Below are 17999 nucleotides of genomic sequence, written 5' to 3'. Positions count from 1 at the left end.
AAGACTGCTTCAGACGTTGGTAGCATTCATTGGAGCCAACAACGGAATCCTCTGCACTAACTCCAACCGCTCAAGCACTTCTCGCGTCAACTCCCCTTCATACGTATCCCCCGCCCTGCCCCATTGCTCCACCAAAGTCATGCCTTCCACCAGCCTGCATGCCGACTCGAGGATCGTCTCGGCCAGTCTGTCGACGATATTTTGCGTACGCAGCCAGAGAGAATCATGGATCGCCTTGAGCTCCGCCGTCAGCAGCCGGGACGATGCAGCGTCCGTGTCGGGATGTTCGATATTGCGCAGCAGATGCAGAAGCTCTCTGATTTTTGCGTAGTCCTTTTCCGCGCCGAATTCTCCTCGCAGGAAGGCGAGCGCTTGCGCCTTGTCGACGCGTTTACCAACCGCACTTCTGGCCGAAAGCGTTTGTCCCATGACGCCGGCGAACAGGACCATCACTCGCGCCTCCAGATAAGCCTTCATGTTCTCAATCGACATAATGGGTCGGGCCAGGGTGATCGCCGCGCCGCCACGGTGCCTCAGGTCCATGGTAACTGTCAGGCTCACGCCGCCCGTTTCAAATCCCAGCGCGCGAGCCGCCACGTAGTGGGCCATTTCATGGTTCGCGATCTGCACTGCGCGATCCCGCACAGCGGATGGCATCTTGTTGGTCATATCCATCGCCTCACGTAGCAGCCTGGGTCCCTGATGACTTATGGCTAATTGTCGCAGGTAAGAATGGCATGAACAGTCAAAGGCTAGACCAACGAACGCGACCCTAAATGTCCCTGTAACATGCTGACCCATTGATATGTGCCGCTGGAGACACACTTGCCTGACATGCGCCCGCCCGTCCTCGACGAAATCGATCGCCAACTGATCGCCGCCCTGCAAATCAACGCCCGCGAGAGTGTGGCCATGCTCGCGCGGCAACTGGGCATCGCCCGCACCACCGTCACGTCGCGCCTTGCCCGCCTGGAAAAGGCCAAGGTCATCACCGGCTACGGCGTGCGTCTGGGCCAGCGAGTGGTGGATGGCGGGTTGCAAGCGTATGTCGGGATCACGGTTCAGCCGCGCTCGGGCAAGGAAGTGCTGCGGCGATTAAGCGCCATGGCTCAGGTTCAGCAGTTGTGCGCGGTCAGTGGCGAATTTGATTACGTAGCGTGGCTGCGCACGGATTCGCCGGAGCAGCTGGATCAACTGCTGGACCAGATCGGCAGCGTCGATGGGGTGGAGAAGACCACGACTTCGATCATCTTGAGCAGCAAGATTGATCGGGGGCAGCCCGTTTAAACACGGTCTTCTGTGGGAGCGGGCTTGCTCGCGAAGAGGGCGTGTCAGTCGGCACTATTGTAAATTCGATCACGCATTCGCGAGCAAGCCCGCTCCCACATTTTGATCATTGTGCAGTCTGCGATCGTCACTTCTGTTGCTTATTTAGCAAAACGACGACACATTGCGTCTTATTAACGTGTTCTGCGCTCTCTAGAATGGCTGCCATCTTTTCCTATACTCAGACGCGCACCCCGCGTCCGGTCGCCAGCAAGGTCAGCCATGAACAAGCACAATCGCCATCCTGCAGACGGTAAAAAACCGGTCACCGTGTTTGGCCCGGACTTCCCGTTCGCTTTCGACACGTGGATCGAACACCCTGCCGGCATCGGCAGCATTCCGACCCACCATCACGGCGCTGAAGTGGCCATCGTTGGTGCCGGCATCGCCGGTTTGGTGGCCGCTTACGAGCTGATGAAGATTGGCCTCAAACCCGTGGTCTACGAGGCTTCCAAGATGGGTGGCCGCTTGCGTTCACAGGCGTTCAATGGCGCCGAAGGCATCATTGCCGAACTGGGCGGCATGCGTTTTCCGGTTTCATCCACCGCGTTCTATCACTACGTGGACAAACTCGGTCTCGAGACCAAGCCTTTCCCGAACCCGCTGACAGCGGCTTCCGGCAGCACCGTCATCGACATCGAAGGCAAAACCCATTACGCACAAAAACTGGCGGATCTTCCTGCCCTGTTTCAGGAAGTGGCTGACGCTTGGGCGGATGCGCTTGAGGCCGGCTCGCAGTTCTCCGACATCCAGCAAGCGATCCGCGACCGCGACGTGCCACGTCTTAAGGAGTTGTGGAACACCCTGGTGCCGTTGTGGGATGACCGCACGTTCTATGATTTTGTCGCCACCTCCAAAGCCTTCGCCAAGCTCTCGTTCCATCACCGTGAAGTGTTTGGCCAGGTCGGTTTCGGCACCGGTGGCTGGGACTCCGACTTTCCTAACTCGATGCTGGAAATCTTCCGCGTGGTCATGACCAACTGCGACGACCACCAGCATTTGGTAGTCGGCGGCGTCGAGCAAGTGCCGCTGGGGATCTGGCGTCATGTACCGGAACGCTGCGTGCACTGGCCGGAAGGCACCAGCCTCAGCTCGCTGCATCGCGGCGCGCCGCGTTCCGGGGTGAAAAAAATCGCCCACGCACCCGACGGTCGTTTCACGATTACCGATAACTATGGCGACACCCGCGAGTACGCAGCTGTCCTGACCACCTGCCAGAGCTGGCTGCTGACCACCCAGATCGAATGTGACGAGAGCCTGTTCTCGCAAAAGATGTGGATGGCCCTCGACCGCACGCGTTACATGCAGTCGTCGAAAACGTTCGTGATGGTCGACCGGCCATTCTGGAAGGACAAGGACCCGGAAACCGGCCGCGATTTGATGAGCATGACCCTTACCGATCGTTTGACCCGCGGCACTTACCTGTTCGACAACGGCGACAACAAGCCTGGAGTGATCTGCCTGTCCTACTCGTGGATGAGCGATGCGCTGAAAATGCTGCCGCACCCGGTGGAAAAACGCGTGAAACTGGCGCTGGACGCACTGAAAAAGATCTACCCGAAAGTCGACATTGCCGCGCGGATCATTGGCGACCCGATTACCGTGTCATGGGAAGCCGACCCGCATTTCCTCGGCGCATTCAAAGGCGCCCTGCCCGGCCATTACCGCTACAACCAACGCATGTATGCGCACTTCATGCAGGACGACATGCCGGCCGAACAGCGCGGGATTTTCATCGCTGGCGACGACGTTTCGTGGACGCCGGCGTGGGTGGAAGGCGCAGTGCAGACCTCGCTCAATGCGGTATGGGGGATCATGAAACACTTCGGCGGTGAAACTCACGCCGAGAACCCGGGTCCAGGAGATGTGTTCAACGAGATCGGTCCGATCGCCCTGCCCGAGTAAGAGGAATCTGAAATGCGCGTAGCCCTTTACCAATGCCCACCGCTGCCCCTTGATCCGCCCGGCAACCTGCACCGCCTGCATCAGGTTGCGCTGGAAGCCAAAGGCGCCGATCTGTTGGTACTGCCGGAGATGTTTCTGACGGGCTACAACATTGGCTCCGATGCGGTGAATGTATTGGCGGAGGTCTACAACGGTGAATGGGCGCAACAGATCGGCCGCATTGCCCGGTCCGCCGGGCTGGCCATTGCCTATGGCTATCCCGAGCGAACCGAAGACGGACAGATCTACAACTCGGTGCAGTTGATCGATGCCCACGGCGAGCGTCTGTGCAATTACCGCAAAAGTCATCTTTTCGGTGATCTGGATCGATCGATGTTCAGCGCCGGCAGTGTTGACTTGCCCTTGGTCGATCTCAACGGCTGGAAGATCGGCTTTCTGATTTGCTACGACCTGGAGTTTCCGGAAAACGCACGTCGGCTGGCAGTGGCTGGAGCCGAGCTGATTGTGGTGCCGACCGCGAACATGGTGCCTTACGACTTTGTGGCTGACGTCACCGTGCGCTCTCGGGCTTTCGAAAACCAGTGTTACGTGGCTTATGCCAACTACTGCGGGCATGAAGACGAGATTCAGTATTGCGGCCAAAGCAGCATCGCCGCACCGGATGGCAGTCAAATCGCCCTGGCCGGGCTGGACGAAGCGCTGATTGTCGGGGAGCTGGATCGTCAGCTGATGGACGATTCCCGCGCAGCCAATCGTTATTTGCAGGATCGCCGTCCTGAGCTTTATGGCGAGCTGAACAAGCGCTGATCCATCGTTATCCGCTAGCATTAGCGCTTCTCTGCTCTGGAAGTGCTCATGCCTGCGTTGAATGCCCCTAGCCTCTTCACTGAAACCCTGGCCAATGGCCTGCGTCTGACGCTGCGTCATGCGCCGCAATTGAAGCGCTGTGCGGCGGCGCTGCGTGTTGCGGCGGGCAGTCATGACGTGCTGCTGGCATGGCCTGGTCTGGCGCATTTTCTTGAGCATCTGCTGTTTCTGGGCACCGAACGTTTTCCCGCCGATCAAGCGCTGATGGCCTACGTGCAACGGCATGGCGGGCAGGTGAACGCGCGGACTAATGAACGCACCACCGACTTCTTTTTCGAGTTATCGCCTCACGCGTTCAGCGGGGGGTTGGAACGCCTGTCAGACATGCTGGCTCATCCGCGTATGAATCTTCAGGATCAGCAGAGGGAACGAGAGGTGCTGCAGGCGGAATTCGTCGCCTGGTCCGGTGATGCCAGGGAGCAGCAGCAACTGGCGCTGTTCAATGGCCTGTCGGCGAGCCATCCACTGCGCGGATTCCACGCGGGCAACCGAGACAGTCTGCCAGTTGAGCGACCTGAGTTTCAGCACGCTCTGAAGGCATTCCATCAGCAGTTCTACCAGGCCGGGCAGATGACTCTCAGCCTTGCAGGGCCACAGAGCATCGAAGAGCTGAAACGGCTGGCGATGGTTTTCTGCGACACGATTCCAGTTGCGGAACACGTCCCGCAAAGTGCGCCCGCCCTGTTAATGGAAGACGCCAATTCAAGTTATCAACAGGTGAACGCGAACAGCCTGAATCTGTTGTTCGCTCTGGAAGCACTGCCGCAGTCTTCGACAGAAGCGTTGGCCTTTTTATGCCACTGGCTGAACGCGGACAAGCCCGGCAGTTTGCTTACTGAAATGCGAGCGCGAGGCCTGGCTGAACAGCTGCACGCCAGACCGCTGTATCAGTTCGCCGAGCAAGCGCTGTTGCATATCGAATTTACATTGCCGGGCGACGCAGCCGCCCCCGCCATTACTGAATTGCTGCTCGACTGGCTGGGCTTTTTTGCCGCGCAGCAGGACTGGAGCGCGCTGCGCGACGAGTTTGCAAAGGTGCAACAGCGCCAGCGACAGATCAGCAGTGCCTTGAAACTCGCTCAATGGGACTGCGCGCAGCTTGAAGATGGCTTACCCGCGCACGGCGTAGCGGCGCTGAACGCCGTCCTCAAGCAGATCGGCGCTGTGGATCACTTCACGGGTCCATGGCAATTGCCGCCGCCTAATCCTTTTTTGCAGGCAGAGCCCGAGGCTCCCAGCGCGGGGCTGATCCGTGGCCAAACCAGCAAACACCGGGGGCTGCGGACCTTTGCTCAGGATCGTCTGCGCAATCGTCGCGAACGCTCGCCCATGCAATTCAGCCAGGCGTTGCCGGATAATACGGTCGAAGGCGCTGTTTACCTGCGCTGGCAGTTGGAGTCGGCAGTGTCCGACAGCCTGCAAACTCTTCTGGAAAATCGCCTGCGACCGCTGACAGAAGACGCGCGGCAGGCCGGCGTGGATTTCTCCTTCAGCGCATCGGGAAATGAATGGTTGCTGAAAATGACGGGATTGCAGGAGCCGATGCCCATCGTCCTCGAACATGCGTTGAAAGAGCTGAAGTCAGCTGAAACCGGCGTCGTACAGCAAGCCTCAAGCAGTCCGGCATTGATACCGATTCGACAGCTGCTCAAGGCACTGCCCGAGCAGTGTCTCGAGCGCTGCGCGGTGTCTGACAATCTGCAACAGCTCTGGTCAACCGCACACTGGGATGGCCTCGCGACCGGGATGTCGTCGCAGACTCAAGCGGCACTGAGCGTCACTCTGAGTCGAGTGCCCGGAACCGCAGACGGTGAGCCGACACTCACGCCGTCGCTAGGTGGTCGCAAAGTCTGGAGCACAATCGATACCGGTTCCAGCGAACACGCCGTGCTGCTATTTTGTCCTACGGCCAGCAACGAACTGGCTGACGAAGCGGCCTGGCGTTTGCTGGCGCACTTTTCCCAGACGCCTTTTTACCAACGCATACGGGTGGAATTGCAGCTGGGTTACGCGGTATTCAGCGGGCTGCGACAGATTCATGGACAGACCGGGTTGGTGTTCGGTGTGCAGTCTCCCAATGTCGCACCCTCGGAGCTACTGGAGCACTTGGAACAGTTCTTCAGCGGCCTGCAGTCGTTGGTTGACGGCATGGATGAAGCGACTTTCGTCGAGCAGCGTCGAGCACTTGCCGAACAATTTGATTACATCGTATTGCCCAGCGCGGCCGTCGCAGAGCTGATGTGGCAGAGCAAACTGGCAGGCCGCTCGTCGGAATACCTGAGGGAGCTACCATTGGCGATTCTGACAGCTGAGCACGGTGCGCTGGTTTCTGCCGTACAGCGATTGAAATCGGCTGCAGGCGGTTGGCACTGCCTCGCCACCGGCCCCACGCCAAGTGCCGAGTGGCATGCGCGAAAATGATCATTACCGCTGCTGCAACGAGCTTTCTCAAAGTTTCGCGGGCCAGCACCCCGTAATTTTGAGTAACATAGCCACCTAACTATCTGAACATCTCCGCGCGGAGGTGGACTATATGTATAGGTATAGAATCAGCTGTCCCATCCCTGAAAGGAGCACTCTCATGTCTTGGTCCAAACCTGCTTACACCGACCTGCGTATCGGCTTTGAAGTCACCATGTACTTCGCAAGCCGCTAAGTTTGTCCTGTGTGTCCAGCGCCTCGGTTTGCCGAGGCGTTTTTATTTTCAGCGTTGAAAAGATGGAGCCCCCATGTTTGTCCAGATTCTAGGTTCTGCCGCAGGCGGCGGTTTCCCGCAGTGGAACTGCAACTGCGTGAATTGCGCAGGTTTTCGCGACGGCAGCCTGAATGCCAAGGCCCGCACACAGTCGTCCATCGCAATTTCCGATGACGGCGTCAATTGGGTGTTGTGCAATGCCTCTCCGGACATCCGTGCCCAGCTCCAGAGTTTCACCCCGATGCAACCGGGTCGCGCTCTGCGTGATACCGGCATCAGCGCGATCATCCTGATGGACAGCCAGATCGACCACACCACCGGCCTGCTCAGCCTGCGTGAGGGCTGCCCGCATCAGGTCTGGTGCACGGACATGGTCCACGAAGACCTGAGCACCGGATTCCCGCTGTTCACCATGCTGACCCACTGGAACGGCGGGTTGAGCTGGAACCGCATCGAACTCGATCGCAGCTTTACCATTGCCGCCTGCCCGAATCTGCGGTTTACCCCGCTGCCGTTGCGCAGCGCTGCGCCGCCCTACTCGCCGCACCGTTTCGATCCGCACCCGGGCGACAACATCGGTCTGATCGTCGAAGACCTCAATACCGGCGGCAAGCTGTTTTACGCACCGGGCTTGGGAAAAGTCGATGCACCACTGCTGGAAATCATGGCTGGTAGCGATTGCCTGCTGGTGGACGGCACGATGTGGGACGACGACGAAATGCAGCGCCGTGGCGTCGGCACCCGCACGGGTCGCGAGATGGGGCATCTGGCACAGAATGGCCCCGGAGGCATGCTCGAAGTACTTGAGCAGTTGCCCGATCAGCGCAAGGTGCTTATCCACATCAACAACACCAACCCGATCCTCGACGAAGATTCGCCGGAGCGCGCCGAGTTGGCGCGGCGTGAGGTTGAAGTGGCGTATGACGGTATGAGTATTGTGCTGTAAGAATCGAGACCGCTGCGCGGTCTATCGCCAGCAGGCTGGCTCCCACAGGGTTTGGTGTTGCAACCAGATCCAATAGGCTCCCAAAGGGTTTGGTGCTGCACCCTGATCCAATAGGCTCCCACAGGGTTTGATGTTGCAACCAGATCCAATAGGCTCCACAGGGTTTGGTGCTGCACCCAGATCCAATGGGCTCCCCCAGGGTTTGGTGTTGCGACCAGATCCATTGGTCGCCCTGGGTTCGGTGTTGTAATCAGACCCAAGGTACTCACAGAACTCGATGATGTAATCAGGTCGAATGTGGGAGCCAGCCTGCTGGCGATGGAGCCAGCACTGAGACTAAGTATCCACCGGTCCTACCCGGAGAACCGAAATGACTGACACCCCGCTGTCCCGCGCCGATTTCGAAGCCGCCCTGCGCGCGAAAGGCGCCTATTACCACATCCATCACCCTTATCACGTAGCGATGTACGAAGGCCGGGCAACCCGCGAGCAGATACAGGGCTGGGTCGCCAACCGCTTTTACTATCAGGTGAACATCCCCCTCAAAGACGCGGCGATTCTCGCTAACTGCCCCGACCGTGAGATCCGCCGCGAATGGATTCAGCGTTTGCTCGACCATGACGGCGCACCCGGTGAAGACGGCGGCATCGAAGCGTGGCTGCGTCTGGGCGAGGCGGTCGGCCTCGACCCGGACCAGTTGCGTTCTCAGGAACTGGTGCTGCCCGGCGTGCGCTTCGCTGTCGACGCCTATGTCAACTTCGCTCGTCGCGCCAACTGGCAGGAAGCCGCCAGCAGCTCGCTGACCGAATTGTTCGCGCCGCAAATCCACCAATCGCGCCTCGACAGCTGGCCGCAGCATTACCCGTGGATCGACCCGACCGGTTACGAATATTTCCGCACGCGTCTGGGCCAGGCTCGCCGCGACGTCGAACACGGACTGGCAATCACCTTGCAGCACTACACGACTCGCGCCGGCCAGGAGCGCATGCTGGAAATTCTCCAGTTCAAACTGGACATTCTTTGGAGCATGCTCGATGCCATGAGCATGGCTTACGAACTGAATCGCCCGCCGTATCACAGCGTCACCGAACAACGGGTCTGGCATAAAGGAATCACGTTATGAGCTTCGACCGCAGCAAGACCCCGACCTGGCGTCCCGGTTATCGCTTCCAGTACGAACCGGCGCAGAAAGGCCACGTATTGCTCTACCCGGAGGGCATGATCAAGCTCAATGAAAGCGCTGCGCTGATTGGTGGTTTGATCGACGGCGAGCGCGACGTCGCCGCGATCATTGCCGAACTGGACGCGCAGTTCCCCGGGGTGCCCGAACTCGGTGAAGACATCGAGCAATTCATGGAGGTCGCCCGTGCTGAGCACTGGATCGAACTTGCCTGATACCGTGTCGGACAAGTTACCGCCCAAGCCGGAAATCGGCCTGCCACTATGGTTGCTGGCCGAGCTGACTTACCGCTGCCCGCTGCAATGTCCGTACTGTTCCAATCCGCTGGATTTCGCCGAGCAAGGCAAAGAGTTGAGCACCGAGCAGTGGATCAAGGTGTTTCGCGAAGCACGGGATATGGGCGCGGCACAGCTGGGCTTTTCCGGCGGTGAACCGTTAGTGCGTCAGGACCTGGCCGAATTGATCGCCGAGGCGCGCAAGCTGGGTTTCTACACCAACCTGATCACCTCGGGCATAGGTCTGACCGAGCAGAAAATCAGCGATTTCAAAAAGGCCGGTCTGGACCATATCCAGATCAGCTTTCAAGCCAGTGACGAGCAGGTGAACAATCTTCTGGCCGGGTCGAAAAAAGCCTTCGCACAGAAGCTGGAAATGGCCCGCGCAGTGAAAGCCCATGGCTATCCGATGGTGCTGAACTTCGTCACCCATCGACACAATATCGACAAGATCGATCGCATCATCGAGCTGTGCATCGCTCTGGAAGCGGATTTTGTCGAACTTGCCACGTGCCAGTTCTATGGTTGGGCGCAGCTCAACCGGGTCGGGCTGTTGCCGACGAAGGAACAACTGGTTCGCGCTGAACGCATCACCAATGAATACCGGGCGAAGCTGGAAGCCGAAGGTCATCCGTGCAAGTTGATTTTCGTCACGCCGGATTATTATGAAGAACGTCCGAAAGCCTGTATGAACGGCTGGGGCAGTATTTTTCTGACCGTTACGCCGGACGGAACTGCGCTGCCATGCCATGGCGCCCGACAGATGCCGGTGCAGTTTCCCAACGTGCGCGACCACAGCATGCAGCACATCTGGTACGACTCGTTCGGCTTCAACCGCTTTCGCGGTTACGACTGGATGCCTGAGCCGTGCCGCTCATGCGACGAGAAAGAAAAGGATTTCGGCGGCTGCCGCTGTCAGGCTTTCATGCTCACCGGTGACGCGAGCAATGCCGATCCGGTGTGCAGCAAGTCGCCACATCACGGCGTGATTCTGACGGCCCGCGAAGAAGCCGAGCACGCGACTCAAACCATCGAACAACTGGCCTTTCGCAATGAACGAAACTCACGCCTCATCGCCAAAAGCTGAATCCTTCAGCGCCGCTAAAGCCGTGGCCGCCGGTGTCGACTTCGCCGAGTTGCAAGTCGGCCCGCACGGCCTGTTCTGGAACGAGTACCGCCCCGAGGACGGCGCGTGCCGCATCTGGCAGTGGCGCGACAACAAAGCTCATTGCCTGACGCCCGCGGGTTTCAGCGCGCGCAGTCGGGTGTACGAATATGGCGGCGGCGCGTTTTGTCTGAGCGATGACGGCATTGTTTTCGTCAATGAGGCGGATCAACAGGTGTATCGCCAGTCGCTCGTCGGAGCGCCTGAAGCGCTGACCTCAAGCGCATGCCGTTACGGAGATGTGCGCTTTGCCAATGGCCAGGTGCTGGCGGTTGAGGAAAACGGTGATCAGCATCGACTGGTGGCCATCGATATGGAAACCGGCACGCGCCATCTGTTGGCCGAAGGCGCGGATTTTTACGCCGCGCCAACGCTTAGCCCGGATGGTCAGCGGCTGGCCTGGATAGAGTGGAGCCGACCCGATCAACCCTGGACAGCGACTCGCTTGATGGTCGCTGATCGTGACGGCGATGGCCGCTTGAGCCAACCGCGTTGCGTGGCCGGCCATGATTTCGACGAGTCGCTGCAACAACCGCGATTCGATGACCGTAGTCGTCTGTATTGTCTTTCTGATCGTGACGGGTTCTGGCAGCCATGGGTTGAATCGGCGCAAGGTTTGCGTCCGCTGCCGAGCGCCGCCGCCGATCATGGCCCCGCGCCTTGGCAATTAGGCGGCTGCACCTGGCTACCGCTAGCGGGTGACACTTATCTGGCCAGTTGGACCGAAAACGGTTTTGGCCGACTGAGCCTTGGCGATAAAGACTTCACGGGTGACTACAGCCGTTTTCGCAGCCTCGCACTCGATCAGCAGTTCATCTATTGCATTGCCGCCTCGCCGATCAGCCCGGCAGCGGTGATCACCATCAACCGCAACACCGGGCAGCCAAGCGTGCTGGCTGGCGGTGTTGCGCCACTACCTGCCGGGCAAATCAGTGTGCCGCAGACGCTGCGTTATCCGAGCGGCGCGGGCGAGGCGCATGGCTTCTTTTATCCCGAAATGACCGGGCTGGCAAAACCGCCGCTGGTGGTGTTCATCCACGGCGGTCCGACATCGGCGTGCTACCCGATGCTCGACCCGCGCATCCAGTACTGGACGCATCGCGGTTTCGCCGTGGCTGACCTCAACTACCGTGGCAGCAGCGGTTACGGTCGCGAGTATCGCCAGGCGCTGCATTTAAACTGGGGGGAGGTGGATGTCGAAGATGCCTGCGCAGTGGTCAGCCATCTGGCTGATCGCGGTTTGATCGATGGCGATCAGGCATTCATTCGCGGCGGCAGCGCAGGCGGCTACACCACTCTCTGTGCGTTGGCATTCCACAAGGTATTCCGCGCCGGTGCCAGTTTGTATGGCGTCAGCGATCCCGTCGCACTGGCCCAGGCAACGCATAAATTCGAGGGGGATTATCTGGATTGGCTGATCGGTGATCCCGAAGCCGACGCCGAGCGTTACGCCGCGCGAACACCGTTGCTGCACGCAGACAATATTAGCGTGCCGGTGATTTTCTTTCAGGGAGAACTGGATGCCGTGGTAGTGCCGCAGCAGACTCGCGACATGGTTGAGGCGCTGCAGGAAAACGGCATTCTGGTGGAAGCGCATTACTACGCAGATGAACGTCACGGCTTTCGCAAGGCCGGAAATCAGGCGCATGCGTTGGAGCAGGAGTGGTTGTTTTATCGGCGGGTGATGGGGCTTCAGAGCTGAAACCGCGTCGCGTTATCCGCGGGCAAGCCATGCTCCCACAGTTTTATGTCGTGCCGTACATCGTGCTAATGACACCAAACCTGTAGGAGCGAGCCTGCTCGCGAAAGCGATCTACCTGCCGCCGTAATACTCAGCGCTTGGCGATGATGTAAACCGCATGCACGATCCCTGGAATGTAACCGCACAAAGTCAGCAGAATGTTCAGCCAGAACGCGCCGCCGAAACCGACTTGCAGGAACACACCCAGTGGTGGCAACAGAATAGCGATGATGATTCGAATAAAGTCCATGGGATCAGCTCCTGATTAAGTTGGCTCGTGTGAGCCACACAACCTAATCGACCCTGGCCACTCGGCAGGGTTCAGTGCTGACATCGCTTGTACGGATATAGAAGCAGCAAGCGCTTCTATCTCGGTCTGGGCTGGCCAGGCCACTTTTCTGCAGGCAAAAGAAAACCCCGCCGAAGCGGGGCTTTGCAGACTGTTTCCCTGACATCCATTTCGCTCCGCCGTCCTGGCAGAATCCTACGTGTCCGTGTTGTTGCTTTGCGCTTCCTGCGCGACGTCCATGAGCAGTAGATTAGCCGTGGATCCAATCTTCGCCAATGGGAGAACAGCAGCACGCCATGTAAGCTAATGCTTACATGGCGCCATGGCCTCAGAATTGTGCAGCATCCAGCAAGAACAGCGACTCGCTGCCCGCCTTCACCGACGCACTTAGCGAGTGGATACGCGGCAGCAAACGGGCGAAATAGAAGCGTGCAGTACCCAGCTTGCTCGCGTAGAAATCTTCCTCGGATTCTTTCCCGAAGGCCGCTTTGGCCATCAGTGCCCACATGTAGGCGTAGGAAACGTAACCGAATGCCTGAAGATATTCGACGGAGGCGGCGCCAATCTCATTCGGATTGGATCTGGCGCGATCCAGCAGCCAGGCAGTCAGTTCGTCAAGAATCGTCACTGCGTCGTTCAACGGCTTGGTGAATTCCACCAGATCTGCGCTCGCCGTTGCCGTGAAGTGGCGGATCTCGTCAGCGAACAGGTTGTAGAACGCACCGCCGCTGCCGACGATTTTGCGTCCGACAAGGTCAAGTGCCTGAATGCCGTTAGTGCCTTCGTAGATCTGCGTGATGCGCACGTCACGCACCAATTGCTCCTGGCCCCATTCACGAATGTAACCGTGGCCGCCGAAAATCTGCTGGCCGTGAACGGTGGTTTCCAGCCCGAGGTCAGTCAGAAATGCCTTCGCCACTGGCGTCAGCAGCGCGACCAGATCTTCCGCACGTTTGCGGGTGGTGGCGTCTTCACTGAACTTGGCGGTGTCCAGTTGCATGGCTACGTAAGTGGAGAAGGCACGACCGCCCTCGTTCGACGCCTTCATGGTCAGCAGCATCCGCCGTACGTCAGGGTGGACGATGATCGGGTCTGCCACTTTGTCCTTGTTCTGCGCACCCGTCGGCGAACGGCTCTGCAGACGATCGCGAGCGTATTCAACGGCGTTCTGATACGAGCGCTCCCCGGTCGCGAGACCCTGAATGCCGACGCCCAGACGTTCGTAGTTCATCATGGTGAACATTGCCGCCAGACCTTTGTTCGGCTCACCGACCAGATAACCAACGGCTTCATCGAAGTTCATCACGCAGGTGGCAGACGCCTGGATGCCCATCTTGTGTTCGATCGAGCCGCAATTGGCCGGGTTGCGCGCACCCAGGCTGCCATCGGCATTGACCATGAACTTTGGCACCAGGAACAACGAAATACCTTTGGGCCCTGCTGGTGCGTCCGGAAGTTTTGCCAGCACCAGGTGGATAATGTTTTCGGTCAGATCGTGCTCACCGCCGGTGATGAAGATCTTGCTGCCGCTGACCTTGTAGGAACCGTCAGCCTGGGGTTCGGCCTTGGTGCGGATAATGCCGAGATCGGTGCCTGCATGCGCTTCGGTCAGGCACATGGAGCCCGCCCAGAGACCGGCATACATATTCGGCAAATAAGTCGCTTTCAGCTCTTCGCTGGCGTGAGCATTGATCGAGAGGCAGGCCCCTGCAGTCAGCATCGGGTATAGACCGAATGACAGGCTGGCCGAGTTGACCATTTCTTCAACTTGCGCCGAAACGGCTTTGGGCATGCCCATGCCGCCGTAAGCCGGATCACCACCGACACCGACCCACCCGCCCTCGGCATAAGTCTGATAAGCCTGTGGGAAACCTGCCGGCGTGGTGACGGCACCGTCCGCCCAATGGCAACCTTCTTCATCGGCCGCACGGCTCAGGGGGGCGACGCTTCTGCTGGTGACCTTGCCGGCTTCTTCAAGAATGGCTTCGACCGTTTCGGCGTCGACCGTTTCGGCCAGCGCAGGCAATTCTGCCCAGAGCTTGGCGACCTCGAACACTTCATTGAGGACGAAGCGCATATCGCGCAGGGGCGCTTTGTAGTCAGCCATGGCAAACCTCGCAGGATCTAAGCAGGTGATTCGAAGGAATAGTGTTTCGCTGGCCCCGAGTGTAACCCAACAACTTTTGCGACACATAGGGTCAGGCCATGACCAATTTGTAATTTTTAGTCATCGGCGTTTTTTCGTGAAAACGCAATCGCGGGCAAGCCTTGGTCCTACGGTCCCGTCGCATGTACAAACCGTGTACAACAGGAAACCAAGGAGCAAGGCTCGCCCGCGATGCAGTTCAAACAGACGCGTCAGAGCGCAAACAATTCCGCCGGCAGTTGCATCAGGCAATCACTCCCCGCCTCGATCGCCGCGCGATGGGCAGCCGTGCGCGGCAGCAGTCGCTTGAAATAGAACTCGCTGGTCGCCAGCTTGGCCTGGCAATAATCAGCGTCGCCACTGTCCTCATCCATTTGCGCCTGCGCTACCAGCGCCATACGCAGCCACAGATAACCCAGAATGATGTAACCGCTGTACATCAGGTAATCCACTGACGCAGCGCCGACTTCATCCGCATTTTTCATGGCGGCCATGCCGACTTTGGTCGTCAGTTCCCCCCACTGCTGATTGAGCTCGTTGAGCTGCGCGACATAATCGCCCAACTGAGCGTGCCCGGCATTCGCCGCGCAGAACTTGTGGACGATTTTGGTAATACCGCGCAGCAGTTTGCCCTGACTGCCGAGCACCTTGCGTCCGAGCAAGTCGAGCGCCTGGATACCATTAGTACCTTCGTAAATCGGTGCGATCCGGCAGTCGCGCACCAACTGTTCCATACCCCACTCGCGAATGTACCCGTGCCCTCCAAACACTTGCATGCCGAGGTTGGTCACTTCCAGCCCGGTGTCGGTCATAAAGGCTTTGCAGATGGGCGTGAGGAACGCCAGCAAGTCCTCGGCATCCTGGCGTGCCGCCTGATCCGCGCTCAGATGCGCGACGTCCAGCAACTGCGCGGTGAAATACGTCAGCGCGCGATTGCCTTCGTTGAAGGCTTTCATCGTCAGCAGCATACGGCGCACATCGGGGTGGACGATGATCGGGTCGGCAGCTTTTTCCGGTGTTTTCGGCCCGGTCAGCGAACGCATTTGCAGGCGGTCGTTGGCGTACTTGATCGCACCCTGGAAGCTCGCTTCGCCTAGACATAATCCCTGCATGCCAGTACCGAGGCGCGCGTGGTTCATCATGGTGAACATGCAGTTGAGGCCTTTGTTCGCTTCGCCGATCAGAAAACCCTTGGCCTCGTCGAAATTCAGGACGCAAGTGGCCGACGCCTTGATACCCATCTTGTGTTCGATCGATCCGCAGGAAACGCCGTTGCGCTCGCCGGCCTCACCTGTTGCATCAGGTAGGAATTTGGGCACGATGAACAGCGAAATGCCTTTGGTGCCTGCCGGCGCATCCGGCAGTTTCGCCAACACCAGGTGGACGATGTTGGCACTCATGTCGTGCTCGCCGGCGGAGATGAAAATCTTGCTGCCGGAGATCGCGTAACTGCCGTCGGCCGCAGGCACGGCGCGGGTCTTGATGATGCCCAGATCGGTACCGCAATGAGCTTCGGTCAGGCACATGGTGCCGGTCCACTCACCGGCGGTGAGTTTGTTCAAATAAGTCTGTTTCTGCGCGTCGGTGCCATGGGCATGGATCGCCGACATCGCTCCGTGGGTCAGGCCGGGGTACATGCCCCATGAGGTGTTGCTGGAGCCCACCATCTCGCTGATGATCAGGCCCAGCGAGCTGGGCAAGCCCTGGCCGCCGTACGCTGGATCGGCCGCAAGACCGTTCCAGCCGCCCTCGACGTATTGCGCGAAAGCCTGCTTGAAGCCTGCAGGCGTTGTCACCACGCCATTGTCGAAATGGCAGCCCTCTTCATCACCGCTGCGATTGAGCGGCGCGAGTACGTTCTCGCAGAATTTAGCGCCTTCCTCAAGGATCGCACTGACCATGTCCGGGCTGGCATCGGTGGCGCCCAGCGCCGCGTAGTTACTGTGAAAATCGAAGACGTGGTCAATCAGAAAGCGCATGTCGCGCAGCGGGGCTTTGTACTCGGGCATGGTCATTTCTCCGGCAGCAGATCCCTCAAACCTAATGCTGGCGAGCATGCCCCACAATCACAGTCCAGACGCTGAATGCGCCATCATCACTCAACCTGCAGCCGTGTCCATGCGCACGGCACCACGGCGATTCTGTCCGTACGCCACTACACAGTTGCGGCCAGCGCCTTTGGCTGCATAGAGCGCTTCGTCTGCCGACTTCAGAACTTTTTCCGGGTTACGTTGCTCGACACGCTCGGCGACGCCGATGCTGACGGTAACCGATACACTCGAGGCCGCCGCACCCGCACGACGCTGCCGCCCCTGTTGGTCATCCTGGGGACGGTCCTGATTACGCAGATGAATGTTGTAGGTAGCGATGGATTCGCGGATGACATCCAGGTGCGGCATACACTCTTCGAGGGTCTTGCCCGCGAAGACCAAGGCAAATTCCTCTCCGCCGTAGCGATACGCCCTTCCGCCACCGCCGATTTTCGACAGCTTGCTGGCGACCAGACGCAGCACCTGATCACCGACATCATGGCCGTGTGTGTCGTTGAATTTCTTGAAGTGGTCGACATCGCTCATCGCCAGGACGTAATTGCGCCCCAGACGCTGCATGCGCTCATTCAATGCGCGGCGACCGGGCAGACCGGTGAGCTCATCGCGAAAGGCCATTTGATAAGCTTCATGAGCGACCGCCGCAGCAATCATCAACATGACCTGGCTGCACATGATATTGAGCGTGAACGGCAGGATGAAAGTCTTCGGCAGTGCCCAGCACAGTCCGAGCAGGCCGACCAGTTGCGCGGCGTGCAAGGGCCTTGGATTGCGCCAGTATTGCCAACCCAGCAGCAGAAATACACCGATAAATACCGGATAGGCGAGCTGGATCAGACTCATCCAGGCCCCGTGCAACGCGGGCCAGCGGATCTCCGACAGCCACGACAGCAGCGCTTGCGGGTAACTCTGTTCCAGGCCCAGCGCGACACTGCCCACCGCCACCAACACTGCGAAACGCGCCACCATGTCCTGAAACAAATGGGTGCGTTCCTGCCACGCGGCAAACACCCCGAACAACAGCGGTAACAGCACGCAACACAGGTGAAACACCACCGCAGCGTCTGCGCGAACTTTGCCGTTATCACGGTAGTAATCGGTTTGGGTATCGAGCAGGAAGTAGGCGATATACACCGTGACCATCAGAAACAGTTCGCGCTGGCGTCGGTATACCGCACAGTAAGCGCCGCCGAGCAACAGCACCAACGTGGGCAAGACGTTGAACAGCGAGGTGAAGAAGACGTTCAGATCCTTGACGTAGGCCGCCGCAAGTCCCGCTATCAAGAGCAGAAAGGACGGCAGAAAATGACTGATACGCACAGCGGAAGGACGCGACAAAGGGTAAAACTCCAACCCGGCAAGAAAGAGATGGCACTGGGCCTGCATTTGCGCCAGTAAATCACACAAGGTGTGACA

The 17999-nt window shown here is 58.9% G+C and carries 15 protein-coding genes; 10 read left to right on the top strand and 5 right to left on the bottom strand.

Features of this window, described 5'->3' with window-relative positions; genetic code table 11:
• Window positions 1-9: 9 nt before the first annotated feature.
• On the bottom strand, window positions 10-669 hold the full coding sequence (locus F8N12_RS04315; RefSeq protein ID WP_150579333.1) for a peptidase M41: 660 nt from the start codon (window positions 667-669) through the stop codon (window positions 10-12).
• Between the two features lie 156 nt (window positions 670-825).
• On the opposite strand from F8N12_RS04315, the gene F8N12_RS04310 reads away from it, so the two are divergent.
• The 10 genes from F8N12_RS04310 (at window position 826) to F8N12_RS04265 (ending at window position 12061) form a co-directional block, all read left to right on the top strand.
• Window positions 826-1287, top strand: a complete 462-nt coding sequence (locus tag F8N12_RS04310; protein WP_150579332.1) for an Lrp/AsnC family transcriptional regulator — start codon at window positions 826-828, stop codon at window positions 1285-1287.
• Between the two features lie 261 nt (window positions 1288-1548).
• A complete protein-coding gene (locus tag F8N12_RS04305; RefSeq protein ID WP_150579331.1) occupies window positions 1549-3231 on the top strand; it encodes a flavin monoamine oxidase family protein in 1683 nt (560 codons plus the stop codon).
• A 12-nt stretch (window positions 3232-3243) separates the two neighbouring features.
• Window positions 3244-4038 carry a carbon-nitrogen hydrolase family protein gene (locus F8N12_RS04300; RefSeq protein WP_150579330.1) on the top strand — a complete coding sequence of 265 codons (795 nt, stop codon included), beginning with the start codon at window positions 3244-3246 and terminating at the stop codon, window positions 4036-4038.
• A 48-nt stretch (window positions 4039-4086) separates the two neighbouring features.
• On the top strand, window positions 4087-6519 hold the full coding sequence (pqqF, locus tag F8N12_RS04295; RefSeq protein ID WP_150579329.1) for a pyrroloquinoline quinone biosynthesis protein PqqF: 2433 nt from the start codon (window positions 4087-4089) through the stop codon (window positions 6517-6519).
• A gap of 160 nt (window positions 6520-6679) precedes the next feature.
• On the top strand, window positions 6680-6754 hold the full coding sequence (gene pqqA / locus F8N12_RS04290; RefSeq protein WP_009045898.1) for a pyrroloquinoline quinone precursor peptide PqqA: 75 nt from the start codon (window positions 6680-6682) through the stop codon (window positions 6752-6754).
• A 73-nt stretch (window positions 6755-6827) separates the two neighbouring features.
• Window positions 6828-7739 carry a pyrroloquinoline quinone biosynthesis protein PqqB gene (pqqB, locus tag F8N12_RS04285; protein WP_150579328.1) on the top strand — a complete coding sequence of 304 codons (912 nt, stop codon included), beginning with the start codon at window positions 6828-6830 and terminating at the stop codon, window positions 7737-7739.
• Between the two features lie 370 nt (window positions 7740-8109).
• Window positions 8110-8862 carry a pyrroloquinoline-quinone synthase PqqC gene (pqqC, locus tag F8N12_RS04280; protein ID WP_150579327.1) on the top strand — a complete coding sequence of 251 codons (753 nt, stop codon included), beginning with the start codon at window positions 8110-8112 and terminating at the stop codon, window positions 8860-8862.
• On the top strand, window positions 8859-9134 hold the full coding sequence (gene pqqD / locus F8N12_RS04275; RefSeq protein WP_150579326.1) for a pyrroloquinoline quinone biosynthesis peptide chaperone PqqD: 276 nt from the start codon (window positions 8859-8861) through the stop codon (window positions 9132-9134). The genes pqqC and pqqD overlap by 4 nt, the downstream gene beginning before the upstream one ends.
• A 4-nt stretch (window positions 9135-9138) precedes the next feature.
• Complete coding sequence (gene pqqE / locus F8N12_RS04270; RefSeq protein ID WP_191623112.1) at window positions 9139-10281, top strand: pyrroloquinoline quinone biosynthesis protein PqqE; 1143 nt, start codon at window positions 9139-9141, stop codon at window positions 10279-10281.
• Complete coding sequence (locus tag F8N12_RS04265) at window positions 10247-12061, top strand: S9 family peptidase (protein WP_150579324.1); 1815 nt, start codon at window positions 10247-10249, stop codon at window positions 12059-12061. The genes pqqE and F8N12_RS04265 overlap by 35 nt, the downstream gene beginning before the upstream one ends.
• Window positions 12062-12191: 130 nt before the next feature.
• Here the strand turns inward: F8N12_RS04265 and F8N12_RS04260 are convergent, their stop codons facing one another.
• The 4 genes from F8N12_RS04260 to F8N12_RS04245 form a co-directional block, all read right to left on the bottom strand.
• Window positions 12192-12350 (bottom strand): YqaE/Pmp3 family membrane protein, encoded by a 159-nt coding sequence (locus F8N12_RS04260; protein WP_003228885.1) that lies wholly within the window; start codon window positions 12348-12350, stop codon window positions 12192-12194.
• 367 nt (window positions 12351-12717) lie between these two features.
• Entirely contained in the window at window positions 12718-14496 is a 1779-nt protein-coding gene (locus F8N12_RS04255) for an acyl-CoA dehydrogenase C-terminal domain-containing protein (protein WP_150579323.1), read from the bottom strand.
• A gap of 251 nt (window positions 14497-14747) precedes the next feature.
• The gene (locus F8N12_RS04250) at window positions 14748-16544 is read right to left on the bottom strand and encodes an acyl-CoA dehydrogenase C-terminal domain-containing protein (protein ID WP_150579322.1); all 1797 of its coding nucleotides are present in this window, start codon (window positions 16542-16544) and stop codon (window positions 14748-14750) included.
• 90 nt (window positions 16545-16634) lie between these two features.
• Window positions 16635-17921, bottom strand: a complete 1287-nt coding sequence (locus tag F8N12_RS04245) for a sensor domain-containing diguanylate cyclase (protein ID WP_150579321.1) — start codon at window positions 17919-17921, stop codon at window positions 16635-16637.
• Window positions 17922-17999: the final 78 nt, after the last annotated feature.

Origin of the sequence: Pseudomonas fluorescens, assembly GCF_902497625.1 — a bacterium.
Lineage (GTDB): Bacteria > Pseudomonadota > Gammaproteobacteria > Pseudomonadales > Pseudomonadaceae > Aquipseudomonas > Aquipseudomonas fluorescens_BQ.
The sequence above is the reverse complement of the archived record's forward strand: the minus strand, read 5'-3'. Positions and strand labels throughout refer to the sequence as shown.